We start from the raw sequence: 23694 nt of genomic DNA, 5'->3' as shown, positions 1-23694 counted from the left end.
TGTCGATAGCGAGATTCTACTGCACCCCCCGCACCTCCTAGGCGAAAGAGCTGGCGCGGACTAGGCTCGGCTGTAGAGGAAAAGGAGCGCGCCATGGTCGAGGAGACGACAAAGACGACCTGCGCCATCGTCGGCGGCGGACCGGCGGGCATGGTGCTCGGGCTCTTGCTCGCCAGGGCCGGGGTCGACGTGGTCGTGCTGGAGAAGCACGGCGACTTCCTGCGCGATTTCCGCGGCGACACCGTCCACGCGAGCACGTTGACCCTGCTCGACGAGCTCGGCCTCGGCGAACGGTTCAAGAAACTGCACGCCAGGTTCATCCAGTCGCTGCGAGTCTCGCTCGACTCCGGCTCCATCGAGATCAACGCCCTCGGCAGGCTGCCCGGCCCGCACAAGCACATCGCGATGATCCCGCAGTGGGATCTCTTGGACCTGCTCGCCGACGCGGCTGCGAGCGAGCCGGGCTTCCGGCTCTGGATGCGCGCAGAAGCCACCGGGACCGTCGTGGAGGGCGGACGCGTGGTCGGCGTGCGGTATCTGCGCGACGGCGAGCCCGGGGAGCTGCGCGCCTCGCTTGTCGTGGCCGCGGACGGGCGCTCGTCGCGCATGCGTGACGCGGCGGGCCTTCGGCCGCTCTCCTTCGGCGCGCCCATCGACGTGCTGTGGTTCCGCCTTCCCCGGTTCGAGGGGGCCGATCCTGTGGGTCTGACCGGCCGGTTCAGCCAAGGCGAAGGCCAAGGCATGGCCCTCATCGACCGAGGCGACTACTTCCAATGCGCCTATCTCATCCGCAAGGGCTTCGACCGCGCGCTGCGCGAGGAAGGGGTGGCGGCGTTCCGCGACCGGATCGGCTCGCTGGTGCCCTGGCTCGCCGACCGCCTGTCGTCCGTCACGAGCTTCGACGAGGTGAAGCTGCTCGACGTCCAGCTCAACCGGCTGCCGAAGCGTTGGCACACGCCGGGGTTCCTCGCCATCGGCGACGCCGCGCACGCCATGTCGCCCGTCGGCGGGGTCGGCATCAACCTCGCGGTTCAGGACGCGGTCGCCTCGGCCCGGCTCCTCGCCGGACCGCTCGTGCGGGCGCAACAGTCCGGCGCGCCGATCCCCGACCGGGCGCTCGCCTCAGTGCGCCGCCGGCGCCTCTACCCCACCTTCGTGATCCAGACTTTCCAGCGCGTCGCCCACCGGCTGGTCTTCGCCAAGGTCGGCTTGCCGGGGCCCGCCCCAGCCCCGCGCGCCCGCCGCCGCGCGCCGTTCGTGCTCCGGCTCGCCCAGCGCTTCCCCCTCTTGCAGGCGTTGCCCGGCATGCTCATCGCCATCGGCCCGCTGCCCGAGCACGCGCCCGACTGGGCGCGCCGCCAGCCCGTCGGCGACTGAGACACCACACCGCCCGTCGGCGACTGCTGCGCGGCGCTCAGCCGAGCTGCGCCCGCAGCTCGGCTTTGACCACTTTGCCACTGGCGTTGCGCGGGAGCGCGGGGACGACCACGACGTCTTTGGGGTGCTTGTAGCGCGCCAATTTGTCCTCCAGCCACGCGGACAGCTCCTCGGCAGTCGGCGCTTCCCCGCAGCCTGGAGCCAGCGCGAGCACCGCGACGACCGTCTCGCCCCATTTCTCGTGCGCCCTGCCGACCACGGCGGCCTCCGCCACGGCGGGGTGCCCGCACAGCGCGTTCTCGACCTCGACGCAATAGATGTTCTCGCCGCCGGAGATGATCATGTCCTTCTTCCGGTCGACGACGAAGACGAACCCCTCTTCGTCCATGCGCACCAGGTCGCCCGAATGGAACCAGCCGCCCGCGAACGCCTCGGCGGTGGCCTCCGGGTTGTTCCAGTACTCGCGCATCATCGTGGGGCCCCGGTAGACGATCTCGCCGACCTCGCCCTGCGGCACCTCGCGCATCTCGTCGTCCACCACCCGCGCCGCCAAGGTGCGGATGACCCTGCCGACCGAGCCGAGCTTGCGGATCGCGTCCTTGCCGTCGAGCAGGCAGGTCACCGGGGACATCTCGGTCTGGCCGAACACCGCGACGTTGTCCGCGTCCGGGAAGACCTCGGCCATCTCGCGCAGGAGCGCGTCCGAGGCTGGGGCGGCCCCCCACGAGATGATCCGCAGATTCAGCGGCCGGGGCCGCGCCCGCTGCTCCGCGCACAGCGCCTGCCATTGGGTCGGGACGAAGAACGTGGTGGTGACCCGCTCGGCCGCGAGCGCGTCGAGAACCTGGGCCGGGTCGAACCCGCCGGTCGGATGGATCACCGTCGGGAAGCCGAGCACCAGGTCAGGGCCGATGCTCCCGAGCCCGGCGATGTGGAACATCGGGGCCGCGACGAACGCGATCTCCTCCTCCGGGCGCAGGTGGAAGGCGCAGATCGCCGTCAACGTCTGCCCGTGCAGGTTGGCATGGGTGAGCACGGCTCCTTTCGGCCTGCCCGTGGTGCCGGAGGTGTACATGATCAGCGCGGGCGCGTCGTCCGGGGTCGCGCGCTCCGCGCCGAGCCGGTCGCCCGCCACCGCCGTCGCGTAGGGCGCAAGGCCCCCGTCCGCCTCGACCCCGACGCCGATCGCCAACGCCAGCTCGGGGACCTGCGCCGTCACCGCTTGGGCCAGGGGGGCCAGCGCTTCGTCCGTGACGACAGCCCGCGCGCCGCAGTCGCGCGCGATGAACACCACCTCGCCGGGGGCGAGCCGGAAGTTGACCGGCACGGCGATGGCCCCGAGCCTGCCCAGCGCGAGAGCCGTCTCGACGTACTCCGGGCGGTTGAGCATCAGCACAAGGACCCGGTCGCCGAAGCCGACGCCCCGCTCGCGCAGGAAACCGGCGAGCCTGCTCGTCCTGTCTTCGAGCTCGGCCCAGGTCGTCGTCCTGCCTTGGAATCGGATGGCGGGCAGGTCAGGACGCATCTGAGCGTGTCGAACGACGCTGGCGGCCCACGTGTTGCGGCAGGCGCTCAGCGGCTGGCCGTCCGGGTCGAGCGCCGCCGTGTTCCGGTGGTCGTCATGGCGCAGGAGTGCGGTCACAGCTTTCCTTCCCTTCTTTTCCCGGGCTGGCGCGAGACATTGTTACGAACGCAGTGTCATCGTAACACATCACATTGCCGTGAGACTATGCGCGAGAACACAGTCCGATCGTGTCGAACCCCTCGGAAAACGACATTTGTCGACCCGCTGGGCCTGATCGGCGGCATCGCGGGCCGACGGGCTGGCCTTCCGGCGAACAGCGTCGCCTTCGTCCTCCAGGCCATGCGCCCGGTGATCGGAGACGTGGCAGGCCGGCACTCGGCCTACGACAGAGCCAGTTCCCCTCGACCAGAGCCGAATTCGCGCGCTATCTCGACCGGATCAGCGCTGTGGCCCGCGCTCGGGCTCATCCCCGCCGTCACCAGCCGCTTCTGCGAGTGCCGCCCTTACGGCCGCCCCGCTCGCCGCGCTGCTCCCAGCCACCGCCGCGCTGCTCGCGTCGCCCGCCCGGCTCGCGACGGCCTGAGCCGAAGCCCTCCGACCTGCTCCCGAAACCGCCGGCGCCCCGCTTGTGGAAACCGCCTTTGCGGCCGTCCTGGCCGCCCCGGCCCTCGCCGTCCTTGCTCCAACGCCCCTCGCCCCGGTCCTGTTTCGGGCGCTTGCGGAACTCCTGCTCGTCGGCGTCCTCCGAGAGCAAAAATTCCTCCCCGCCTCGGGTCTGGGCCGCGAGCGCCGCCGCGATGTCGGCCATCGGCACGTTGTTCTCCCGCTCGTAGTCCTCGACGAGCCTGCGGAACTGCTCCACGCCGGGCAGGCCGAGCGCCTCGGTGATCGAGTCCCGGAATTTCGCGATACGGCCCGCGTTCACGTCCGCCACCGTCGGGAACGGGGTCTCGGCCAGCGGCTGGCGCGTCGCCCGTTCGATAGCCCCGATCATGGAGCGCTCGCGCGGGGTGACGAAGAGGTAGGAGACGCCGGTGCGGCCCGCTCGCCCGGTGCGGCCGATGCGGTGCACGTACGACTCGGTGTCGTGCGGCGCGTCGTAGTTGAAGACGTGGGTGATCCGCTCGACGTCCAGGCCCCTCGCCGCCACGTCCGTCGCCACCAGGATGTCGATCTTCCCCTCGCGCAACGCGGAAACAGTGCGCTCGCGCGCCGCCTGCGGGATGTCGCCGTTGAGCGGACGGGCCGCGAACCCCCGCGCCCGGAGCCGCTCGGCGAGCTCCTCGGTCGCCTGCTTGGTGCGGACGAAGACGATCATGGCCGAGAACGGCTCGACCTCGAGGATCCGGGTCAACAGGTCCAGTTTGCGATGGTGCGCGACCAGCGTGTAGCGCTGCTCGATGTTCTCCGAAGTCGTCGTCGCGGCCTTGACGGTCACCTCGACGGGGTTGTGCAGGTACGTCTTGGAGATCTTCCGGATGGCTCCGGGCATCGTCGCGGAGAAGAGCGCGACCTGCTTCTCCTCCGCCGCCGCGCCGAGCACCCGCTCCACGTCCTCCTGGAAGCCCATCTTGAGCATCTCGTCGGCCTCGTCGAGCACGAGGAAGCGCAGCTCCCCGAGCTTGAGCGTCCCGCGCTCGAGGTGGTCCACCACACGGCCGGGGGTGCCGACCACGACCTGCGCCCCCCTGCCGAGCGCCTGCAGCTGCACCGGGTAGGCCCCGCCGCCGTAGATGCAGACCACCGAGACCTGCGGCATCTTCGAGGCGTACCGGCTGAACGCCTCGGAGACCTGGAGCGCGAGCTCTCGGGTCGGCGCGAGGACCAACGCCTGGGGCCTGCGCAGCTTGGGGTCGATCCGAGAGAGGACCGGAAGGGCGAACGCCGCCGTCTTGCCCGTGCCGGTGGCGGCCAGGCCCACCACGTCCCGCCCGTCGAGCAGGGCGGGGATGGTCTGGGCCTGGATCGGCGAGGGCGTCTCGTAGCCGACTTCTCGCACCGCTTCGAGGACCGAGGGGTGCAATTCGAGATCGGCGAAGGTGACGTCTGCCGAAGATTCTGAGCTCACTGGGCGGAAGTCTACCGGGGCGACGCCGCTTTCGCCTAATGAATGAGGAATGATCGGCCCATGGCAACACTACGAGAATGGGCGCAAGGAGCCCGACCGCGCACCTTCCCGAACGCCGTGGCCCCGGTGCTGCTCGGCTCGGGGGCCGCCGCCGAGCTCGGCGGGTTCGTATGGTGGAAGGCGCTGGCCGCGCTGATCGTCTCGCTCGGCTTCATCGTCGGAGTCAACTACGCCAACGACTATTCGGACGGCGTCCGGGGCACCGACGACGAGCGGGTGGGGCCGATGCGCCTGGTGGGCTCGCGCGCGGCCAGCCCCAAGGCCGTGCTGCGCGCCGCCGTCGCGAGCTTCGCCGTCGCCTGCGCGGCGGGCCTCGTGCTCGCCGCCACCAGCACATGGTGGCTCGTCGTCCTCGGCCTCTGCTGCCTCGCGGCTGCCTGGTTCTACACCGGCGGGTCCAAGCCGTACGGCTACCTGGGCTTCGGCGAGGTCGCCGCGTTCCTTTGCTTCGGCCTCGCGGCCGTCCTCGGCACCGAACTCTCCCAGGCGGGCGGGATCAGCCACGAGGGCGTGCTCTGCGCGGTGGGAGCCGGAGCCTTCTCCGCGGCGGTGCTCGCCGTGAACAACCTGCGCGACATCGAAGGGGACGCGCGCAACGGGAAGCACACGCTGGCGGTCCGGCTCGGAGACGCGAAGACGCGGGTCTTCTACATGGGGCTGCTCGTCGTGCCGTTCCTCGTCTCCGCCGCGCTCTCCGCCACCGTCCCCTTCGCGATCTTCTCGCTCGCCGCGGTGCTGCTCCTCGTCGGCCCCGGCATGGCGGTGCGGCGAGGAGCCGTCGGGCCCCGGCTCATCGCCGTCCTCGGAGCCACGAACGCGGGCATGCTCGTGTGGTCCGTGGTCATCACCGCCGCGTTGTTCTTCAACTAGCCCGCTCTCTTCCCCAGTTGAGCCGCAATTCCCTTGGTCAGGCCGAGTTTCGCGTCTTGCCCGGTAATATCGCCCACAGTGTTGTAGTCTGCACCGCAGGCCGGGCGAAGCCGCCGGCCAAGGAACGCCACCCCTCCTTCGTGTGGCATGCAAAAGGCAGCCCATGTCTGATTTGAAGCCTTTCTACGAAGACGTCCAATCGCATTACGATCTTTCGGACGACTTTTACGCGCTGTTCCTCGATCCGACGCGCACCTACAGCTGCGCGTACTTCGAGCGCCCGAGCATGTCGCTCGAAGAGGCGCAGCTCGCGAAGGTCGACCTCGCCCTCGGGAAACTGAACCTCCAGCCCGGCATGACGCTGCTGGACGTCGGCTGCGGCTGGGGCACGGTGCTCAAACGCGCGCTGGTCAAGTACGACGTGAACGTCATCGGCCTCACGCTCAGCAAGAACCAGTACGCCCATGTGACGGACGAGCTCGCGAAACTCCCCAACCCCAACGGCCGCACCTCGGAGGTCCGCCTGCAAGGCTGGGAGGAGTTCGACCAGCCCGTCGACCGCATCGTCTCCATCGGAGCCTTCGAGCACTTCCGCCGCGAGCGCCACACCGCGTTCTTCGAGAAGACCTACCGCCTGCTGCCCGCCGACGGCCGCATGCTGCTGCACAGCATCGTCTGCTTCGACTTCTACGAGCAAGCCGCCAAGGGCATCAACCCCTCCTCCCAGCGGCTGCGCTTCGCGCTGTTCATGAACAAGGAGATCTTCCCCGGCGGGCAGCTCACCAACCCGAAGAAGATCCGCGAGCTCTCCGAAGCGGCTGGTTACTCCTTGGAGCGGGAGCATTCGCTCAACATCAACTACGCCCGCACCCTCGACCATTGGGCGTGGGCGCTCGCCGAGAACAGGGACAAGGCGGTCGCGATCAGCGGCCAAGAGGTTTACGACCGCTACATGAGGTATCTCTCCGGCTGCGCCGTCTGGTTCTGGGACGGCGCCCTGGACGTCGAGCAGTTCACGCTGGTGAAATAGCGTCGGCTCAGGAGCCCTTCGGCTCCTCGGAGCATTCCCCCGCGAGCTGGGCTCGCAGCGCCGCGCGCTCCGAGCGCCGGCGCGAGTCCGCTTCCGCCATGCCCGCACCGATCTTCGCGTTGTACCGGTTGAACAGGAGCCAGGACAGCGGCATCGACGCGACGCCCGCGAACAGCAGCGCGACGATCGGCGGCACGGCCACCCCGACAAGCTGGCCGATCCCGTAGATCAATGCGGCGACGACGAGGAGCAACGCGAAACGCAGCAGCATGTACCCGGCGACGCCTGCGGCAAAACGGCCTCGGCCGGGAGCGGACTGCGCGGAGCTGGGATCGGACATGTTCTCAGGGTAGTCGAAACGAGGGAGCCGAAGCGAACAGCGGGTGAACGGGTTATCCTGAAAGGTATGGCCTATCTCGTAGCCGCGTTGGCGATCGCAGTGGTCGTGGTGCTGCTCTGGCGGGCACGACCAGCGCAGCGCAGTCGCGTCCTCGCCCCGGACGACGACCCGGATTTCCTGTTGGATTTGCGCAACCGGATCAACCGCGACCAGAAGTGACCGGAGCGCCCGACTGGTTTATGAGCGCAACCGACTGAGCCCGGTCGGCCGAGGCCTCGGTCCAGCTGGACCGATCAGTCCCGGACCGATTCAGTTCAGGCCGGTGTAGCTGTGCAGGCCGGACTGCACCAAGTTCACGTAGAACAGGTTGAAGAGCAACATGCCGAAGCCGACGACGTTGATCAGCGCCGCGCGCTGCTCTTTCCATCCCGCTGTCGCTCTGGCGTGCAGGTAGGCCGCGTAGATCACCCAAACGACGAACGAGATCGTCTCCTTCGGATCCCAGCCCCAGAACCGGCCCCAGGCGGACTCGGCCCAGATCGCGCCGCAGATGACGCCGATGCCGAACAGCGGGAACGCGAACACGGCGGACTGGTAGGCGACTCGGTCCAGCGCCTCCCCGGCCGGGAGCCTGCTGCCCCAGGTGGTGTTGTGGAACCGCTCGCGGGCCAGGTACAGGGCGCTGGCGACCCCGGAGACGAGGAACACCCCGGTGGCGGTGGAGATGATGGAGACGTGGATGGCGAGCCAGTAGGACTTGAGCGCGGGCACCACAGGGGCGGTCGGCGTGTAGAGCCACTTCCCCGCCACGTACAGGAGCACCACGGCGGGGCCGAGGGCGAATACGAGGCTGCGCCGGGTGGCGTCCGAGCGCAGGAGGACCATCGCGGCCAGCAGGCCCGCGGCCGTCGCGAGAGTGATGTACTCGAACATGTTGCCCCACGGCGGCCTGCCAGCGGCGAATCCTCGCAGGAGCAGCACGAGGACGTGGAAGAGCCACCCGAGGATCATGGCGGCGAACCCGGCGCGACCGGCCCGCTCCCCCGCCGTCCGGGCCGGGCCCGCGTTCGGCGCGCTCACCACGCCGGGCCTCTGCGGCGCGCCCGCCGGGACGAGCTCTTTCGCCTCGTGCCCGGCTGGCTGCTCCTTGACGGCCCGCGCCCATTCGAAGAGCAGCGCCGCGAAGGCGACCACGTAGCAAGTGAGGGCCGCTCCGAAGGCGACCCCGGCGTATCCGGCCAACGTCTCGTTCACCGGCATAGCGCGCTCCTTCTCATAGCAAGCCAGACTACCGTACGTAGTAGAGAGAAAGGCCGTTCGATATGGAAAGCTCCGTCTTGCTCCTGCCTCCGTTCTGGCTCGGGATGGTGGTGGCGGTCTCCTTTCTCGAAGCCCCGCTGAAATTCCGCGCCCCCGGCGTCACCTTGGCGTTGGGGCTCGGCATCGGCAGGCTGGTCTTCCGCGCGTTGAACCTGGTCGAGCTGGTCTTGGCGGCGCTGCTCCTCTGCGGTCTCGCCGCAAGCGGTCCGAACGTGGAGCGCTGGGCGTGGGCTAGCCTCGTCGTCGGGGCGCTGCTCGCGCAGCTCCTGGCAGTCCGTCCGTTCCTCGCCCGGCGCACCCGGCAGGTCCTCGCCCGCCCCGAGGAAGCAGCCGCCAGCCGCTCCCGCGCGCACTACGCGTACGTGGGGTTGGAGCTCGTCAAGGTCGCGGGCTTGATCGCGCTGTGTGTTCTCGCAGCCCTTGGTCGATCTGCCTGACCAGTTTCTCGAATTCGCCGTGCCAGCCCGCCTGGTCGGTGCGGGCCAGCCCGCCCAGCTCCAGCTCCCCGACTCGAACCTGGCCCACACGCGCCGTCTGCGCACGACGAGGGAGCCGAGCAGGCCCGCCACCATGGTCACCGCGAAGAGCAGCACCCACAGCTGCGCCGGATCTTTGGACACTTGCAGCGACACCCAGGGCCGCACGCCGTCGAACCGGACCACGACGCCGTCCGGCAATGTTTCGGACTCCCCTTGCATGAGGTTCCTGCGCGCCTTGCGGACGAGCTTGCCGGACTCGATCAGCCGATGGTCGAGCGAGGTGGCCGACTGCGGCCGCCCGGAGTTCAGGCCCGTGTCGCCCTCGTAGATGTCGATGGCGACTCCTGGATTGGTGAGCTCCGGGGAGAGCGAGGTCAAAAGCGTCCCGTGCAGCCCGGCGCTCGGGGCGAAGAGCCCTTCGAGCGCAATGCCGTGCTGGTCCCGCTCCCCGAGGTCCGGCCACATGCCCGCTGGCGGGTCGAAGCGGGCCGCGCCGCTGGAGAGGAAAGTGGTCCCGTCCTGCGGGATGAACGGCACCGTCTCGGTCCGGCTCTGCCCGTTCGGGCCGCCCGGCCAGGTGACCGTGAAGGTCGGCGCGAAGCCGTGGCCCATGAGGTAGACCCGCAGCCCCTCGACCCGCAACGGATGGTTCACCCTGAGCGTGTAGTCGCGCCAGCTATTGCGCGCGAAGTCGTCGGGCAGCTGGTAGGCGACCGTCGACTCGTAGTCGTCCGGCTGGCCGTTCGCGAGGAATTTCTCGTGGAAGGTCTTCGCCTGGAGGCAGAAGGGGTCCAGATCGGTTCCGTCCTCGAGCAGCCCGCCCCGGAAGGAGTCGTAGACCGACGTCGAGGTATTGCAGAAACCGGTCTCGTCGGGACCGGCGATCAGGGTCCGGGTGCCCTCGTAGCCCCACAGCCTGCCGAGCGCGATGGCGGCGAGGATCCCGAGCAGGGCGAAGTGGAAGAGCAGATTGCCGAATTCGTGGGCGAAGCCCCGCTCCGCCGAGATCTCCCAGCCGCCCTCCGTCTCGCGGACCTCCTGCCGCCAGCCGCGCAGCGCCTCGCGCACCTGCCTCTGTGCGAGCTCTGCGCCGGCGGCCCGCAGCGCGGCGTGGTGCGGGAGCCGGGAGAGGTTGCGCGGGGTCTTGGTCAGCGGGGCGCGCAGCTGCTTGGACTGCTCGACCAGCCGAGGGACGAGGCAGCCCACCAGGGAGACGAAGAGCAGCGCGTAGATCGCGGTGAACCACGGCGAGATGAAGATCTCGAAGAACATGCACTTGTCCAGCCACGGGCCGATCTTGGGGTGGTCGTGGATCCAGCGGTCGACCTTGCCGATGTTGAGGTCTTTTTGCGGCAAGATCGCCCCCGGCACGGCGGCAACGGCGAGGAGGAACAGGAGCACGAGGGCGGTCCGCATGCTGGTCAGCGAGCGCCAGCTGGCGCGGAGGAAGGCGAGCGGGGTCATATCGGCGAGACGTACTCCCCGCCAAGCGCAGAACGCAGCTGCCCGACCAGGGCGTCCCATTGCCCGGTGAGCAGCAGCACGCCGATGAGCGCCATGGCCGCCGCGCCGACGATCCGCACCGCGCGCGCGTGCTCGCGCAGCCAGGCGGTGGCGCTGGCCATGGTGGCGGAGCCGATCGCAACCAGGAGGAACGGCACGCCGAGGCCGAGGCAGTAGGCGAGCACGAGCCCGGCCCCTCTCGCGGCGTCCACCCCGCCGGTCGCGAGGGCGGAGGAGACCACGACGCCGAGGGTCGGGCCGACGCAAGGGGTCCAGCCGAGGGCGAAAACGGCTCCGAGCAGCGGAGCCCCGCCGAGGTGGGCCACCGGGCGAGGGGCGAGGCGGGCTTCTTTGCCCAAGACCGGGGGCCAGCCGAGGAAGACCAGGGCGAGGAGGATCGTCACCGCGCCGCCGATCCGGGAGAGCGTTTCCCTGTGCTGGACGAATTGGTCGGCGACGCCGAAGACCAGCGCCGTCTCCAGGAGGAAGACCACGCTGAAGCCGAGGACGAACAGCCCCGCGCCGAGGGCGGCCCGCCCTTTCGCGCCCGCGCCGCGCGGACCCGAGTCGTCCACGCTCGCCCCGACCAGGCCCGCGAGGTAGGACACGTAGCCGGGGACCAAGGGCAGGACGCAGGGCGAGGCGAACGAGACCAGCCCGGCGAGCGCGCACGCGCCCAAGGCCAGCAGGATCGGCCCCGAGGCCGCCGCCTGTTCGAAGGTCGCGCCGAGGCTCATTCCGCGACGACTTTCAGGATCAAGGGCTCGAGCGACGTCTGGGTCACGGCCCCGATGTGCACCAGCGCGACCGCGTGCGAGCGGTCGAGCACGACCGTCGTGGGCACCGCGCTGGTGGAGACCTGCGAGGAGAGCGGCAGCAGCGACCGCCCCGCCGGATCGTAGATCGACGGGTAGGAGACTTTGCGGTCGAGCACGTAGTCTTTGGCGCTGTCCCTGGAGTCTTCTCTCAGGTCGATGCCGAGGAAGGCCACGCCCTTCTCCTTCGTCGCCTGGTAGGTGGCCTCAAGCGCGGGGGTCTCGCCCCGGCACGGCCCGCACCAGCTCCCCCAGGTGTTGATCACCACGACTTTCCCGGCGAACTGCGGGTCGTCGAGGGAGATGCGCGCGTCGGTCAGCAAGTCGGGCCCGGCGATCGCCCCGGTGAGGGTGGGCCGGCGGCCGGGGTCGTACCAGTGCTCCGGCTTCCCGTCCGGGGAGAAGATCCCGTTCGGGGAGGGCTGGCGCACCACGCACCCCGCGCTGGCCAGCGCGAGCAGCGCGCAGCCGAGCGCGGCGAGCGGCCCGCCCGCGCGTCCGCGCCGTGTTCTCGCCCTGAGCCGGGTCATATCCCCGCGCTGGGCTCGCTGTATTTGATCTCCGCGACCGCGTCGCCCTCGAAGACGATGCTCGTGATCGACGCGAGGTCGCACTCGCGCTTGCGCGGGTCGTGGAAGAAGCCCTTGCCCTCGTAGTGCAGGCGCAGCGTGTACACCGGCAGCTGGTGGCTGACGATGACCGCCTCGTGGCCCCGGACGCTGTCGCGCACGGAGGTCGCCACGCGGACCATCCGGTCGCGGATCTCGGTGTACGGCTCGCCCCAGGATGGCTTGAACGGGTTGCGCAGCTTCCACCAGTGCTGCGGCTTGAGCAGCACGCCCTTGCCCTCGGCGAAGTTGGTGCCCTCGAAGACGTTGCCCGCCTCGATCAGCTCGTCCTCGGTCTCGATCTCGAGGCCGAGCGCCTCGGAGATGGGCTTGGCGGTCTCCTGCGCGCGCTGCAGCGGGGAGACGACAAGCCGCTTGATGTCCTTGCCGGTCAGATGCTCGGCCACCTTCTTCGCCTGACGCTGGCCGCGCTCGGAGAGCGCGAAGCCCGGCAGTCTGCCGTAGAGCACTCCGGTGGGGTTGTGCACCTCGCCGTGGCGCATGACGTGGACGGTCGTGCGGACGATCTGCTCGTCGCCGGTCTGGGTCATCTGGTCTCCTTACGATCCTGTAGCCCTAGGCAGTCTAGAGGGCTCCGAGCTCGTCCACGACATCGACGAGCATTGCGGCGCGCACGCGGCGGCCTATCGCTCCGCCGAGGCCTTGTCGGCGGCTCGGGCCGCTGCGGGGAGGGCTTTCGCGAACACGTCCAGCGCCTCGTCGGTGATCGCGGTCGAGACGAACCACGCCTCGTAGGCGCTCGGCGGCAGGTGCACGCCGTTCTCGAGCATGGCGTGGAAGAAGGCCGGGTAGCGCCAGGTCTCGGTCTTTCGGACCGCGTCGTAGTCGTTCGGCGGGGCGTCGGAGAAGAACACGGAGAACAGGTTCCCCGCCCTGCCGATGGCGACCGGCAGCCCGACCGAGGCGAACTCCTTGACGACCATGCCGATGATTTCCTCCGCGGCGGAGTCCAGCCGCGCGTAGGCCGCATCGTCGGCGAGGCGCAGCGACGCGAGGCCCGCCGCCGTGGCGAGCGGGTTGCCCGCGAGCGTGCCCGCCTGGTACACCGGCCCTGCGGGCGCGAGCTGTGCCATGATCTCGGCGCGGCCGCCGAACGCGGCGGCGGGCAGGCCGCCGCCCATGACTTTGCCGAAGGTCACGAGGTCCGCCGGAACGCCGCCAAGCCCGCCGGCTTTGGAGCACAGCCCGTGCCAACCGGCCCTGCTGACCCGGAAGCCGGTCATCACCTCGTCCGAGATGAGCAGGGCCCCATGGGCGCGCGGCGCTTCGGCCAGCGCTTTTTGGAACTCGGGCGTGGGCGCGACCACGCCCATGTTGCCCGGAGCCGCCTCGGTGATGACCGCGGCGATCTCGTTCCCCCGCTCGGCGAACAGCTCGACGAGGGCGCGCGCGTCGTTGTAGGGCAAGACGAGCGTGTCCGCGGCGGCCCCAGGGGTCACCCCTGGGGAGGACGGCGTGCCGAACGTCAGCGCCCCGGAGCCCGCCGCGACGAGCAGCGCGTCCGAGTGCCCGTGGTAGCAGCCGAAAAACTTGACGATCTTGGCGCGTCCGGTGTGCGCGCGGGCGAGGCGGATCGCGCTCATCGTCGCCTCGGTGCCGGAGGTGACCAGGCGCAGCTGCTCGACTCCAGACCCCGCGACTCGGGCGATGATCTCCTCGGCCAGCTCGGCCTCCCCTTCGGTGGGGGCTCCGAAGGAAAGCCCTCTGCTGGCCGCCTGGGCCACCGCCGCCACGATTTCGGGATGCGCGTGGCCGTGCAGCATCGGCCCCCAAGAACACACCAGATCGAAATACCGGAGCCCGTCCACATCGACCAGCCAAGGGCCCTGCGCCTTCGCGATGAAGCGAGGTGTGCCGCCCACCGCGCCGAACGCCCGAACCGGCGAGCTCACCCCGCCTGGGATGGCCCGGCTCGCTCGCTCGAACGCGGTCTGCGAGGCGGGTATTGCGGCGGGTTCGGGCGCGGTGGTCACAGAAGCAACAGTATCGCAATCGGGTCCGAGGCAGCGGACGCGAGGCTCCCGCCTGGGCCGAGGATCTCACTACCCTGGCGGCATGACTCTCGGCGTGGCGCTCAACCATTTCGAACTCGCCCCGGACGGGAACGCGGTCGAGGACGCGACCCATCTCGCGAGCCGGGCGCAGGCCTTCGGCCTCGGCTCGCTCTGGCTCGGCCAGACTCTGAGCTACGACGCCATCACGCTCGCGGCGGTCGTCGGCGCGAGCGTTCCAGAGCTCGCCGTCGGCACCGCCGTGACGCCGCTGCACCCCCGTCATCCGCTGGTCGTCTCCGGACAGGCCAGGGTCGCGCAGGCGGCAACCGGCGGCCGGTTCAGCCTGGGGCTGGGGCTCGGCGGCGCGGACCTGCTGCGTGAGCAGTTCGGGTCGAGCCCGGCGAAGCCGATCGCGCATTTGCGGGAGTATCTGCAGGTGCTCGCGGAGATCGAACGCACCGGGGCGGCGCGGTTCGAGGGAGAGACGCTGACCGCGCGCTCTGGGGAATGGACGCTGGAACTGCCCGGCTCGCAGCCGGGGCCTTCGGTGGTGGTCGCGGCTCTCGGGCCGCAGGTGTTGCGGGCGACCGGCGAGCTTGCGGATGGGACGGTGACGTTTTTGACCGGGCCGCGCACCATCGAGTCGTTCATCGCGCCGACGATCCGAGCCGCGGCGGAACAGGCGGGACGGCCTGCGCCTCGCGTGATCGCATTGGTCGCGGCGGTCTTGACGGACGACGCGGAGGAGGTCCGGGGGCGGGCGGCTTCGATCTTCGACTTCTATCTGACGCTCCCCTCGTATCGGGCTGTGGTCGAGCGGGAAGGCGTGGGGCATCCGGTGGACCTCGCGTTGATCGGCGACGAGGCCGCGTTGGCGCGTGGCGTGCGGCGGCTTTTCGATGCGGGGGCCACGGAGGTCGTCCTCACGCAAGGGCTGCAACTCGGCGGTGCCGAAGCGCGACTGCGGACGTGGGAGTTCGCGGGCACGCTCGCACAGCAATAGCCCGTATGCTCGATCACGTCGGTGAAAAAGCATCTGGTTTTCTCTTGTGATGTAACACACTTTCTGGTAGAGTCGAATGTATGAGCGGGACTGTGGGAGTCGCTGCGGAGGAGTTGTTTTCCAGCCTCCGGCCGGACGCGTGTGCGGATATGAAGGACGTGCATGCGGCGTTGCGGGAAGTGGAGCGCCTGGACGCGGTGCTGCTGGCCCGCAAGGCGGCGTTGGTGGCGGACGCGGCGGAGCGGATCGCCCGGCGGAAGGCCGAGGAGGAGAAGGTCTTGGGGAAGGGGATCTTCACCTTTTCGGCTCGTGAGGCGGCGATCCTCGAACTCGCCCCGGCGCTCGGTGTCTCGTCCAGGGAGGCGAAGGGCGTGTTGTCGTTCGCGGAGGACATGACCGAGCATTACCCGGAGTTGGGCGCGAGGCTCGCCGCCGGGGAGGTCACCGCGAAGGTCGCCCGTTTGGTGGGCAAGTCGTTGGAGTCCGCTCCCGCGGGGTGGCGGGAGAAGCTCGACGTCTGGCTCGCGGAGCGCGCTCCGCGTTGGCGTTTGTGCTCCCAATCGAAGATCCAAGGGTTGATCGAGGCCCAATACATCCGCTGGGACTCCGAATGGACGAAACAACGCCGCCAGAAGGCCCACGCCGAGCGAGGCTTGTTCTTCAAACCCATTGGCGACGGCATGGCGAAAATCTGGGGCGCCATGCCCCTCATGGAAGCCGCGATGGTGAAAGACAAGCTCGACGCCGCCGCAAGGACCGTCTGCCCTGGGGATCCCCGCGCCATGTGGACCCGCCGGAGCGACGCGCTCGCCGCCCTCGCCGGCCACGGGGAAGGCCACCTCGCCTGCGAATGCGGACGCGACACCTGCAAGGCGGCGCAACGACCCGCGCCCCAGGCCAAACCCGTCGAACTCGTCGTGGACCTCGCCGTCCTCGCCAACCTCTCCGATCTGCCCGCTTGGCTCGCCGGAGCCCCCATCGACCCCGACTTAGCCAGAGCGATGGCCAAAGCGTCGAAGAACATCCGCTTCACCACCGCGTCGGACCTCTACAAACCGACTTCAGCTGTTGAGACCCACGTCAACGCCCGCGACAAACACTGTCGCTTCCCAGGCTGTTATCGCCGAGCGAGAACCGAACTCGACCATACGCACCCCTTCAACCACCACAACCCAGCATCAGGCGGACAAACCGTCCCCCAAAACATAAAACGACTCTGCAAACACCACCACCAAGCTAAAACCCATGGACGATGGCGAGACAAACAAAACCCCGACGGCGCCGTCACATGGACATCACCCACCGGCCAGCACTACACCACCAACCCCGACTGAGCGGCAGGCGCGAGGTTGCTATGGTCCTGCAGTGGTGTCAGCCCTGTTGACGGGGATCCAGACAGGTTCTGGTTGAGATCGCCACAGCCTGACCAACAACCTCCGAGGTTCGCCCCCGGCCTCGGCCTTAGTTCTCGTGCGGAATGAAGCCGTTCGCCTTCGCGGTCTCCACATTCTTCAGGTGCTCCTCGTAGGTGTCGCTGAACAGCGTCGTGCCCTTGTCGTCCACCGTCACGAAGTACATCCACTTGCCATCGGCAGGTTTGATCATCGCTTTGATCGCGGCGTAGCTCGGCGAACAGATCGGCGAGGGGGTGAGGCCGGGACGGACGTACGTGTTCCACAGCGTGGGGTTGCGCCGGTCGTCGTCGCTCGTCCCCACCTCCTGCTTGTCCAGCACGTAGTTGATCGTGGAGTCGAACTGCAGCGGCTGGTTCGCGGCGAGCCGGTTGAGCATCACTCGGGCGACCTTCGGCAGATCCTCGGGGAAGACGACCTCGCGTTCGATCAGCGAAGCGCCGACGAGCGTCTGGTACGGGGTCCAGCCCAACGACTTCGCGCCGTCGAGCAGGCCCAGCTCCTCGTATTGCGCCGCCGTGCTCTCGATCAAGTAGCGCAGGATCGTCAACGGGTCGGCCTGCGGGTCGAAGTTCATGTCGCCGACGATCAGACCTTCCAGCCTGCGGTCGCGGGGCACGCCTTCGGGGAAGCCCGCGACTTCTTTTTTCGCCCAGTTCGGCACCCCGAGCTCGTCGAGCGTCGCGTTCTGCGCGGTCGAGCGCAGATCGCTGGCCGAGACGCAATGCTCCTCGCCGTTCAACCGCACGCAGCTGGCCTCGGCGATGATGTCATAGATCGCCGGAGTGCGTTTGCCGGTGGTGGTGATCGTCCCGTCCAGCGCGCGCGAGCCGGGGACGCTGAGATAGCCGACGACCTCTTTCTTCCCGCGCTCGGTGAGCTTGGAGAGGGCGAGCGCGGCGGGGATCTTCGTCGGGAGCACGTAGTAGCCGGGGTTGATGGAAGTCAGCCCCGCGTCGAGGAACGCCTCTTTGCTCTTGACCACATTCCGCGCGACCAAGTGCTCCCCGATGATCGCATTGCCTTCGCCCGAGGCGACGTGGAACACCAGCTGCGGGCCGGGCGGGCCGGCGAAGTCCGGGGCGGGGGCTTCGGCGGCGGCTCGTCGCCGCCCCACCAGAAGAAGACCACGCTCCCTGTGATCAGCAGCGTGCCGACGAGGAGGAGCACGGCGGCGATCCGGCGACGGCGCAGAATCTCCGGAGACCGGTCGCGCATCGCTCGGGTGCCGCGCTGCGCGGGCAGCTTCGGCGGTCCCACGACTTCGGGCCGAGCCCTTCCTCCGCCGCGCAGGCCTGGCCGCATCGGGTCACTCATTCTCGTCCACTTCCTTGTGTCTCTTCACGTCCTGGCCCGTCGAGCCATCCTTGCAGAATCGCCGTAGCCGCCAGCTGATCGACCACGCCGCGTTGCCCTTTTCGGACGAGACGTTTGCCACTGACTCCGGCCTCGCGCAGCTGTCGGTGCGCCAAGAGCGTCGTGACCCGCTCGTCCACCAGCCGCACCGGCACTGGCGCGACCGCCGCGCGCAAGCGCTCGACGAACTCTTCGGCGGTGCGGGCGGCTCGCGCCGCCTCGCCCTTCAAATTCCTCGGCCAGCCGACGACGACGAGGGCGATCCGGTGCTCTTCGACCACCCCGGCCAACGCGGCGAGGTCGTCCGCGAGGGCCAGCTTGGGCGGTTTGCCCGTCGCGCGTTCGAGCGCCATGAGCGGCGCGGCGAAAACCCCGCCTTGGTCGGAGATGGCCAGCCCGATCCGGGCCTGCCCCAAGTCGACGCCGAGGCGCGGGCCGAGGGGATCAGGCACGAGCCCCGAGCCCGGCGAGCTCCTCTCGCAACGCCGCCTGCGCCGCCGCGACGCCGGAGGCCTCCGTGCCGGAGCCTTGGGCCAGGTCGTCCTTGCCGCCGCCTCGTCCGCCGAGCGCGGGGGCGATGGCGCGCAGCAGCTCGCCCGCCTTCGCGCCGCGCTCGTTGGCGGCCTTCGTCGCGAGCACCGCGAACGAGACCTTGCCGCCGGACTTGTGGAACAGCGCGGCGACCGCGGCGCGCGGGCCGAAGGCGTCTTTCAGCGAGGTGGCGAGGCCGCGCAAATCGTCGGAGTCGACCTCGGCCCCGACGAACTCGACCGCGCCGACCGGGACCGCCGTCGCGGCGAGGCCGACAGCTTGCGCGCGGGCCTGCGCCTGGGCTTGCCGCGCGATCTCCCGCTCCAGGGTCTTCACCCGTTCCACGAGGGCGCGCACCTTGTCGGGAGCTTCGGCCGCGGGCGATCCCACCGCCGAGGCGACCGCCGCGAGCAGGGTGCGCTCTTTCGCGAGATGCTCGCGCGCGTCGTAGCCGACCAGCGCTTCCACGCGTCTGGTGCCCGAGCCGGTGGAGGACTCGCCGAGCAGCACCACCGGGCCGATCTTCCCGGACGAGGCCACGTGCGTGCCGCCGCACAGCTCCATGGAGAACGGCCCGCCGATCTCCACGACCCGCACGCGCTCGCCGTAGTTCTCGCCGAAGAGGGCGAGCGCGCCCATCGACCGGGCCCGGTCGATGTCGGTGACGAAGGTGTTCACCGGGTAATCGGTCTCCACCGCCTCGGCGACGACGGACTCGATGTCTTGGCGGGTCTCGGGCGAGAGAGCGCTGTGCCAGCGGAAGTCGAACCGGAGGTAGCCGGGTTTGTTGAGCGATCCGGCCTGCGTCGCCTCGGGGCCGAGGACCTGCCGCAACGCCGCGTGGACCAGGTGCGTGCCGGAGTGCCCTTGGTTCGCGCCGTGCCGCCACTTCGAGTCGACCTGCGCGGTGACCTCCGCGCCGACCGCGAACGCGCCCTCTGTGACCTTGACCCGGTGGGTGAAGAGGCGCTTGGCGATCCGCTGCACGTCGGTCACGTCCGCGTGCGCCCCCGGCGCGCTGATCGAGCCGGTGTCGGCGAGCTGCCCACCGGATTCGGCGTACAAGGGGGTGCGGTCGAGGATGATCTGCGCCTCTTGGCCCGCGTGGACCTCGTTCGCGAGCTGCCCGTCCACGACGATGCCGAGGATCGAACCGCGCGAGGACAGCTCGTCGTAGCCGGTGAACTCGGTCGCCGGGCCGTCGAGCAGCTCGTGGTAGACCGACTGGTCCGCATGGGCCTGCTTGCGGGCCTTCGCGTCCGCTTTGGCCCGGTTGCGCTGCTCGGCCATGAGCCGGGCGAAGCCCTCCTGGTCGACCTGGAGGCCGACTTCCTGCGCCATCTCCAGCGTGAGCTCGAGCGGGAACCCGTAGGTGTCGTGCAGCGCGAACGCCTCGGCCCCTGGGATGACCTTCCCCGAGGAGCTGCGCACGCCCTCGGCCACCTGCTCGAAGAGCTTCGAGCCGGAGTCGATGGTGTTGCGGAAGGCGGTCTCCTCGCCAGCCGCGATCCGCTCGATCCGGGGCGCCTCCCTGAGCAGTTCGGGGTACATCGGGCTCATCGCGGCGACGACCTCGCGGACCAGCGCGGGAGTGACCATCTCCGTCGCGCCCAGCAGGCGCGCCGAGCGCACGATGCGGCGCAGGAGCCTGCGCAGCACGTAGCCCCTGCCGTCGTTGCCGGGGTTCACCCCGTCGCCGATGAGCATGACGGCGGTGCGGGCGTGGTCGGCGATGACCCGGAAGCGCGTGTCGTCCGCGTGCGAGCCCGCGCCGTACCGGCGGCCGGTGAGCTGCTCGGCGCAGTCGATGACGGGGCGCACCACGTCGGTCTCGTAGACGTTGTCCACCCCCTGCAGGAGGAACGCGACCCGCTCGACGCCCATGCCGGTGTCGATGTTGCGCTTGGGCAGCGGGCCCGCGATGTCGAAGTCCGTCTTGCTGCGGATCGCGGCCAGCTCGTTCTGCATGAAGACGAGGTTCCAGATCTCCAGGTACCGGTCCTCGTCGGCCTCGGGGCCGCCGTCCGCCCCGAACTCGGGCCCTCGGTCGAAGTAGATCTCCGAGCAGGGGCCGCTCGGGCCGGGGATGCCCATCGACCAGTAGTTGTCGGCGGGGCCTCGGCGTTGGATGCGCTCGTCGGGCAGGCCCGCGACCTTCTTCCACAGCTCGATGGCCTCGTCGTCGTCCTCGTAGACGGTGGCCCACAGCCGGTTCGGGTCGAAGCCGTAGCCGCCGTCCTCGACCGAGGAGGTCAACAGGCTCCAGGCGAACTGGATCGCGCCCTCTTTGAAGTAGTCCCCGAAGGAGAAGTTCCCCGCCATCTGGAAGAAGGTGTTGTGCCGGGTGGTCACGCCGACCTCTTCGATGTCCTGGGTGCGCACGCATTTCTGCACGCTCGTCATCCGGGGCGAGGGCGGGGTGCGCTGGCCGAGGAAGTACGGCACGAATTGGACCATGCCCGCGTTGACGAACAACAAGTTCGGGTCGTCCAGGATGAGCGAAGCGCTCGGGGTCAGCTCATGGCCATTTTTGATGAAATGCCCGAGAAAGCGCTCGATAATCTCCGCTGTCCGCATGGGGGTCTAGCCTACCGGACGCGTCCGCAAGGTCTGAAGCGGCGAGGAACGAGCCCGAGCGAGGGAGACCGCCCCGGACCCAGGAAGGCTATTTCTGTTTGATCCGCTGGATCGTCTTGCGGAGCAGCTGCCCCACCACGTCGGGATCCCCCGTGGAGCCGTCGTCGGACTGCGGCAAGGACAGCGCGAACCCTGCTCGCATCCCGGAGCCCATGACGACCAGCCCCCTCGACCGGGCCCCGGTCATGGTGAGCACGACCGGGATGGAGATGGCCATCGAGGATTCCAGCCGCCCGCGCATGGTGATGGTCATCGACTCCGATGCTCCCGGCACAGTGTCCCGCTCCGCGCGCAGCCGCATCACCGCCGTGGAGCCTTCCGAGCTGAGCGTCACCGTCGGGCAGCGCTTCGCGAAGTCCTCGGCGGCGGCGAACGAGCCTGAGCCCTGGGGGTCGCGCACGAGGCGCACTTCCGCGGAAGAAGTCTCGACCAGCAGCATCCCGGTCGACTCCCCCTTCACCGAACCGACGATGTCCGCCTTCCTGGTCGCTTTGCGGATGTCGCACTCGGGCGGGCTGATGCTCGACTGCGGCATCTCGGAATCTGGGCTGTCCGCGCCGCGCGTCTTCGTCACCTTCCAGCCGGTCGGATAGTCGTCCTCGGTGGGCAGCAGGGCGAACAGCTCGTCGTCCGACAGCGCCGCCAGATTGTCCGGCTTCGGCTTCGGGGCCTCGATCAGCGCCAGCGGGCCGGGCTCCCCGCTCTCCGAGCGCCGCATGCCCCACCACCAGCCGAGCAGGAAGATACAGGCGAGGACCAACCCCGCCGCGAGCGCCTTCTCCCACCGTCTCGGCTGCCCGAGCCGCGTCTGCTCGGGCTGCTGGGCCTGCGCGGGAGGGGCGGGGTAGCCGACCGGGTGCGGCGGTCCGGTTTCCGGATCGGGGGTCTGCGGCAGCCCGAGGGCCGGATAGAACCACTGCGGCACCCCGCTGTTCTCTGGGCTGTTCTCTGGCGGGAAGTGCTCCGGCTGTCCAGGTGTCGCGGCCATCACTCCATCTTGCCTGATATCGGCCCGAGCATCCAGAGCCGGGGCTATCCGCCGTCGAACGCCGGGCCGAGCGGGTCGCTCAACGTGATCCGCACTTGGTATGTTCCGTAGCCGCCCCAATGCGAGATCGTGGCGACCAGTGTGTCGCCGTCGCTTTGCGCGGAGCTGAGGAAACCGCCGTAGACCCCCCTCGGGTCTTTGAGGCTGGATTCGCGGCCGTCGCCGGTGACCACAGCGAGTTCCGGGCCGAACTCGGTCGGACGGTCCAGCGGCGCGATCCGCATCGCGATCGGGGTCTGCATGTTCCTCGTGTACACGAAGACGAGGTACGGGCCGACCTGCAGCAGGCTCGATTCGCCTATGCCGTCCTGCGGGCCGTACTTCCTGCCCAGCGCCGAGGGCAGCGGCGGGGTGACCGGCAGCGCGCCGAGCGGTTTCCCCGCTTTCGGGCGCTGCCAGCCTTTGGCCGTGTAATACTCCCAGCGCTCAGGGTCCAGCAAGTCGTCCGGCGCGGAACGCGCCATGTGCAGCCCGTCGTTGGCGCGGCCCTCCTGCGTCCCGCCGATGTAGACGAGCGGCGGTTCGTCCTCGGACGGCTGGACCATGGCGAACTCCATCTGCTGGAACGGGGCTCCCCGGTTCCAATCTTTGGGTTTGGAGGCGGGCCGCTGCCCGTGCGGGTTCGTCAGCACGAGCGTCGGCACGGGCAGCTCGGGGATCGGCAGGACGACCCGCCGCGTGTCGGGGTCGAGGTCGAACTGGACGATCTGCGCCTGCAAGGTGGTCCATTGCGCCGAGACGTCCCAATTGTTCGCCACCTGGAAGGCGACGAAGAGCTTGTCGTCGACGACGATGGCCGAGGTCGGCACGATCGAAGCCGGGCCGTTCCCCTTCGCCTTGCCGCCGATGGAGCGCACCACGTCCAACATCGCGCCGTCCGGGGTCCCGCCCGCCGCGTCCCTGCCGATGAGGTCCAGCGGCAGGCCGATCCGGCCCGGATCCGGAGCCGGGGGCGGCTCGGGGTCGACACCCGCGGCTTGCAGGGAGTCCCACACTCCCCGCACCGACCACGCGGGGTAGGCCGGAACGTCGTCCTCGTCGGCGAATCCGTCCACGATCTCGTTCCCGTACTGGTCCAGGTGCGTGTACAGCATCGGATTCGCCCAGGTGACCTCGGCGTCCATGTCCGGGCCGCCGTGCGAGAAGGGCTGGTTGCGGCTGGTCGCGTCGCCGAAAATGTAGCCGATGACGCGCTCGCCCCGCGCGTTCGTGCCAAGGTCCACGGCCACGCCCAGGTCTGCCCCGTCCATCCGCCAGTCGGTTTCGATCCGCCGTCCGTCTGGGCCGACGCCGCCCACCATGTCGTCCGCGACAAGCGGCCGGATCGGGTCGTCGGCGGGCTCGTCTGCTTCCGGCTCCTCGTCGGGCTCCGCGTCCGCGTCGGGCTCGTCGGGGTCTGGAGCCGTCTCTTCCGCCGGTTCGGGGCTCGCCTCCTCCGGCTCTGCCTCCACCTCCTCCTCCGGTTCCGGGTCGTCCTCGGGGCGCACGGGCTCGACGCTGACGATGCTGATGTCCTTAGCCGGTTTCGGAGCCTCGTCCGGGCCGTCGTCCTCGCAGGAGACCACGCAATGCCGCTGCTCCGCTTGCGCCGGAGCTTCCGCGAGCGACCAGAGGAAAGGGGTTGCGGGCAGGCCAAGCCCGCCGGCGATTGAGGCGTAGCGCAGCCCAGCCAGCAGCCACGCTTGTCGTCGTTGCAT

20 protein-coding genes and 1 pseudogene are annotated in these 23694 nt (G+C 69.5%); 7 read left to right on the top strand and 14 right to left on the bottom strand.

Going from position 1 to position 23694, the window contains the following annotated elements; all coding sequences use genetic code 11:
- Positions 1 to 93 precede the first annotated feature (93 nt).
- Complete coding sequence (locus HMPREF9336_RS16240) at positions 94 to 1377, top strand: FAD-dependent oxidoreductase (RefSeq protein ID WP_007468877.1); 1284 nt, start codon at positions 94 to 96, stop codon at positions 1375 to 1377.
- 37 nt (positions 1378 to 1414) lie between these two features.
- On the opposite strand, the gene fadD5 is transcribed toward HMPREF9336_RS16240, so the two are convergent.
- Positions 1415 to 2953, bottom strand: a complete 1539-nt coding sequence (gene fadD5 / locus HMPREF9336_RS16235; RefSeq protein ID WP_040586176.1) for a fatty-acid--CoA ligase FadD5 — start codon at positions 2951 to 2953, stop codon at positions 1415 to 1417.
- Between the two features lie 424 nt (positions 2954 to 3377).
- Positions 3378 to 4970 carry a DEAD/DEAH box helicase gene (locus HMPREF9336_RS16230; protein WP_007468874.1) on the bottom strand — a complete coding sequence of 531 codons (1593 nt, stop codon included), beginning with the start codon at positions 4968 to 4970 and terminating at the stop codon, positions 3378 to 3380.
- 60 nt (positions 4971 to 5030) lie between these two features.
- On the opposite strand from HMPREF9336_RS16230, the gene HMPREF9336_RS16225 reads away from it, so the two are divergent.
- Both HMPREF9336_RS16225 and HMPREF9336_RS16220 read left to right on the top strand, forming a co-directional pair.
- Positions 5031 to 5900 (top strand): 1,4-dihydroxy-2-naphthoate polyprenyltransferase, encoded by an 870-nt coding sequence (locus HMPREF9336_RS16225; RefSeq protein WP_007468873.1) that lies wholly within the window; start codon positions 5031 to 5033, stop codon positions 5898 to 5900.
- 163 nt (positions 5901 to 6063) lie between these two features.
- Positions 6064 to 6930: a cyclopropane mycolic acid synthase family methyltransferase gene (locus tag HMPREF9336_RS16220; protein ID WP_007468872.1), complete on the top strand. Its 867-nt coding sequence runs from the start codon at positions 6064 to 6066 to the stop codon at positions 6928 to 6930.
- A gap of 7 nt (positions 6931 to 6937) precedes the next feature.
- Here HMPREF9336_RS16220 and HMPREF9336_RS16215 read toward each other — a convergent pair whose 3' ends face one another.
- Positions 6938 to 7270 (bottom strand): DUF4229 domain-containing protein, encoded by a 333-nt coding sequence (locus HMPREF9336_RS16215; protein WP_007468871.1) that lies wholly within the window; start codon positions 7268 to 7270, stop codon positions 6938 to 6940.
- Positions 7271 to 7336: 66 nt separating this feature from the next.
- Between HMPREF9336_RS16215 and HMPREF9336_RS18750 the strand changes: the two genes are divergently transcribed.
- Complete coding sequence (locus HMPREF9336_RS18750) at positions 7337 to 7489, top strand: hypothetical protein (protein ID WP_007468870.1); 153 nt, start codon at positions 7337 to 7339, stop codon at positions 7487 to 7489.
- A gap of 90 nt (positions 7490 to 7579) precedes the next feature.
- Here HMPREF9336_RS18750 and ccsB read toward each other — a convergent pair whose 3' ends face one another.
- Positions 7580 to 8530, bottom strand: coding sequence for a c-type cytochrome biogenesis protein CcsB (gene ccsB / locus HMPREF9336_RS16210; protein WP_021030872.1), 951 nt, complete (start codon positions 8528 to 8530; stop codon positions 7580 to 7582).
- A gap of 62 nt (positions 8531 to 8592) precedes the next feature.
- Here ccsB and HMPREF9336_RS16205 point away from each other — a divergent pair, with 62 nt between their 5' ends.
- The gene (locus HMPREF9336_RS16205; RefSeq protein ID WP_007468868.1) at positions 8593 to 9027 is read left to right on the top strand and encodes a hypothetical protein; all 435 of its coding nucleotides are present in this window, start codon (positions 8593 to 8595) and stop codon (positions 9025 to 9027) included.
- Here the strand turns inward: HMPREF9336_RS16205 and resB are convergent.
- From resB to hemL, 5 genes and pseudogenes are all read right to left on the bottom strand, one after another.
- A pseudogene (gene resB, locus HMPREF9336_RS16200) lies at positions 8969 to 10533 on the bottom strand (cytochrome c biogenesis protein ResB). The gene HMPREF9336_RS16205 and the pseudogene resB sit on opposite strands and share 59 nt — an antisense overlap.
- Entirely contained in the window at positions 10530 to 11309 is a 780-nt protein-coding gene (locus HMPREF9336_RS16195; protein WP_007468866.1) for a cytochrome c biogenesis CcdA family protein, read from the bottom strand. The pseudogene resB and the gene HMPREF9336_RS16195 overlap by 4 nt, the downstream one beginning before the upstream one ends.
- Positions 11306 to 11917 (bottom strand): TlpA disulfide reductase family protein, encoded by a 612-nt coding sequence (locus HMPREF9336_RS16190; RefSeq protein WP_007468865.1) that lies wholly within the window; start codon positions 11915 to 11917, stop codon positions 11306 to 11308. The genes HMPREF9336_RS16195 and HMPREF9336_RS16190 overlap by 4 nt, the downstream gene beginning before the upstream one ends.
- On the bottom strand, positions 11914 to 12546 hold the full coding sequence (locus HMPREF9336_RS16185; RefSeq protein ID WP_007468864.1) for a histidine phosphatase family protein: 633 nt from the start codon (positions 12544 to 12546) through the stop codon (positions 11914 to 11916). Before HMPREF9336_RS16185 ends, HMPREF9336_RS16190 begins: the two co-directional genes overlap by 4 nt.
- 93 nt (positions 12547 to 12639) lie before the next feature.
- Positions 12640 to 13962, bottom strand: a complete 1323-nt coding sequence (hemL, locus tag HMPREF9336_RS16180) for a glutamate-1-semialdehyde 2,1-aminomutase (RefSeq protein ID WP_051357456.1) — start codon at positions 13960 to 13962, stop codon at positions 12640 to 12642.
- Positions 13963 to 14071: 109 nt separating this feature from the next.
- Between hemL and HMPREF9336_RS16175 the strand changes: the two genes are divergently transcribed.
- Together HMPREF9336_RS16175 and HMPREF9336_RS16170 are read left to right on the top strand one after the other, a co-directional pair.
- On the top strand, positions 14072 to 15013 hold the full coding sequence (locus HMPREF9336_RS16175) for a TIGR03564 family F420-dependent LLM class oxidoreductase (RefSeq protein ID WP_007468862.1): 942 nt from the start codon (positions 14072 to 14074) through the stop codon (positions 15011 to 15013).
- A gap of 80 nt (positions 15014 to 15093) precedes the next feature.
- Complete coding sequence (locus HMPREF9336_RS16170) at positions 15094 to 16347, top strand: HNH endonuclease signature motif containing protein (protein ID WP_007468861.1); 1254 nt, start codon at positions 15094 to 15096, stop codon at positions 16345 to 16347.
- 127 nt (positions 16348 to 16474) lie between these two features.
- Here the strand turns inward: HMPREF9336_RS16170 and HMPREF9336_RS16165 are convergent, their stop codons facing one another.
- The 5 genes from HMPREF9336_RS16165 to HMPREF9336_RS16145 all read right to left on the bottom strand — a co-directional run bounded on the left by HMPREF9336_RS16165 (position 16475) and on the right by HMPREF9336_RS16145 (position 23694).
- Positions 16475 to 17542 carry an endolytic transglycosylase MltG gene (locus tag HMPREF9336_RS16165; protein ID WP_007468860.1) on the bottom strand — a complete coding sequence of 356 codons (1068 nt, stop codon included), beginning with the start codon at positions 17540 to 17542 and terminating at the stop codon, positions 16475 to 16477.
- Positions 17543 to 17738: 196 nt separating this feature from the next.
- A complete protein-coding gene (gene ruvX / locus HMPREF9336_RS16160) occupies positions 17739 to 18233 on the bottom strand; it encodes a Holliday junction resolvase RuvX (protein ID WP_007468859.1) in 495 nt (164 codons plus the stop codon).
- A complete protein-coding gene (alaS, locus tag HMPREF9336_RS16155; RefSeq protein ID WP_021030870.1) occupies positions 18226 to 20889 on the bottom strand; it encodes an alanine--tRNA ligase in 2664 nt (887 codons plus the stop codon). Before alaS ends, ruvX begins: the two co-directional genes overlap by 8 nt.
- Before the next feature lie 88 nt (positions 20890 to 20977).
- On the bottom strand, positions 20978 to 21937 hold the full coding sequence (locus tag HMPREF9336_RS16150; protein ID WP_007468857.1) for a hypothetical protein: 960 nt from the start codon (positions 21935 to 21937) through the stop codon (positions 20978 to 20980).
- Between the two features lie 44 nt (positions 21938 to 21981).
- The gene (locus HMPREF9336_RS16145; protein WP_007468856.1) at positions 21982 to 23694 is read right to left on the bottom strand and encodes a DUF4185 domain-containing protein; all 1713 of its coding nucleotides are present in this window, start codon (positions 23692 to 23694) and stop codon (positions 21982 to 21984) included.

It is taken from the genome of Segniliparus rugosus ATCC BAA-974, assembly GCF_000185725.2.
GTDB classification, from domain to species: Bacteria; Actinomycetota; Actinomycetes; order Mycobacteriales; family Mycobacteriaceae; genus Segniliparus; species Segniliparus rugosus.
The sequence above is the reverse complement of the archived record's forward strand: the minus strand, read 5'-3'. Positions and strand labels throughout refer to the sequence as shown.

Coding starts and splice junctions, on each gene's coding strand:
- HMPREF9336_RS16240 (WP_007468877.1), top strand. CDS start 94: ATGGTCGAGGAGACGACAAAGACGACCTGCGCCATCGTCGGCGGCGGA.
- HMPREF9336_RS16225 (WP_007468873.1), top strand. CDS start 5,031: ATGGCAACACTACGAGAATGGGCGCAAGGAGCCCGACCGCGCACCTTC.
- HMPREF9336_RS16220 (WP_007468872.1), top strand. CDS start 6,064: ATGTCTGATTTGAAGCCTTTCTACGAAGACGTCCAATCGCATTACGAT.
- HMPREF9336_RS16215 (WP_007468871.1), bottom strand. CDS start 7,270: ATGTCCGATCCCAGCTCCGCGCAGTCCGCTCCCGGCCGAGGCCGTTTT.
- HMPREF9336_RS18750 (WP_007468870.1), top strand. CDS start 7,337: ATGGCCTATCTCGTAGCCGCGTTGGCGATCGCAGTGGTCGTGGTGCTG.
- ccsB (WP_021030872.1), bottom strand. CDS start 8,530: ATGCCGGTGAACGAGACGTTGGCCGGATACGCCGGGGTCGCCTTCGGA.
- HMPREF9336_RS16205 (WP_007468868.1), top strand. CDS start 8,593: ATGGAAAGCTCCGTCTTGCTCCTGCCTCCGTTCTGGCTCGGGATGGTG.
- HMPREF9336_RS16195 (WP_007468866.1), bottom strand. CDS start 11,309: ATGAGCCTCGGCGCGACCTTCGAACAGGCGGCGGCCTCGGGGCCGATC.
- HMPREF9336_RS16190 (WP_007468865.1), bottom strand. CDS start 11,917: ATGACCCGGCTCAGGGCGAGAACACGGCGCGGACGCGCGGGCGGGCCG.
- HMPREF9336_RS16185 (WP_007468864.1), bottom strand. CDS start 12,546: ATGACCCAGACCGGCGACGAGCAGATCGTCCGCACGACCGTCCACGTC.
- HMPREF9336_RS16175 (WP_007468862.1), top strand. CDS start 14,072: ATGACTCTCGGCGTGGCGCTCAACCATTTCGAACTCGCCCCGGACGGG.
- HMPREF9336_RS16170 (WP_007468861.1), top strand. CDS start 15,094: ATGAGCGGGACTGTGGGAGTCGCTGCGGAGGAGTTGTTTTCCAGCCTC.
- alaS (WP_021030870.1), bottom strand. CDS start 20,889: ATGCGGACAGCGGAGATTATCGAGCGCTTTCTCGGGCATTTCATCAAA.
- HMPREF9336_RS16150 (WP_007468857.1), bottom strand. CDS start 21,937: ATGGCCGCGACACCTGGACAGCCGGAGCACTTCCCGCCAGAGAACAGC.
- HMPREF9336_RS16145 (WP_007468856.1), bottom strand. CDS start 23,694: ATGCAACGACGACAAGCGTGGCTGCTGGCTGGGCTGCGCTACGCCTCA.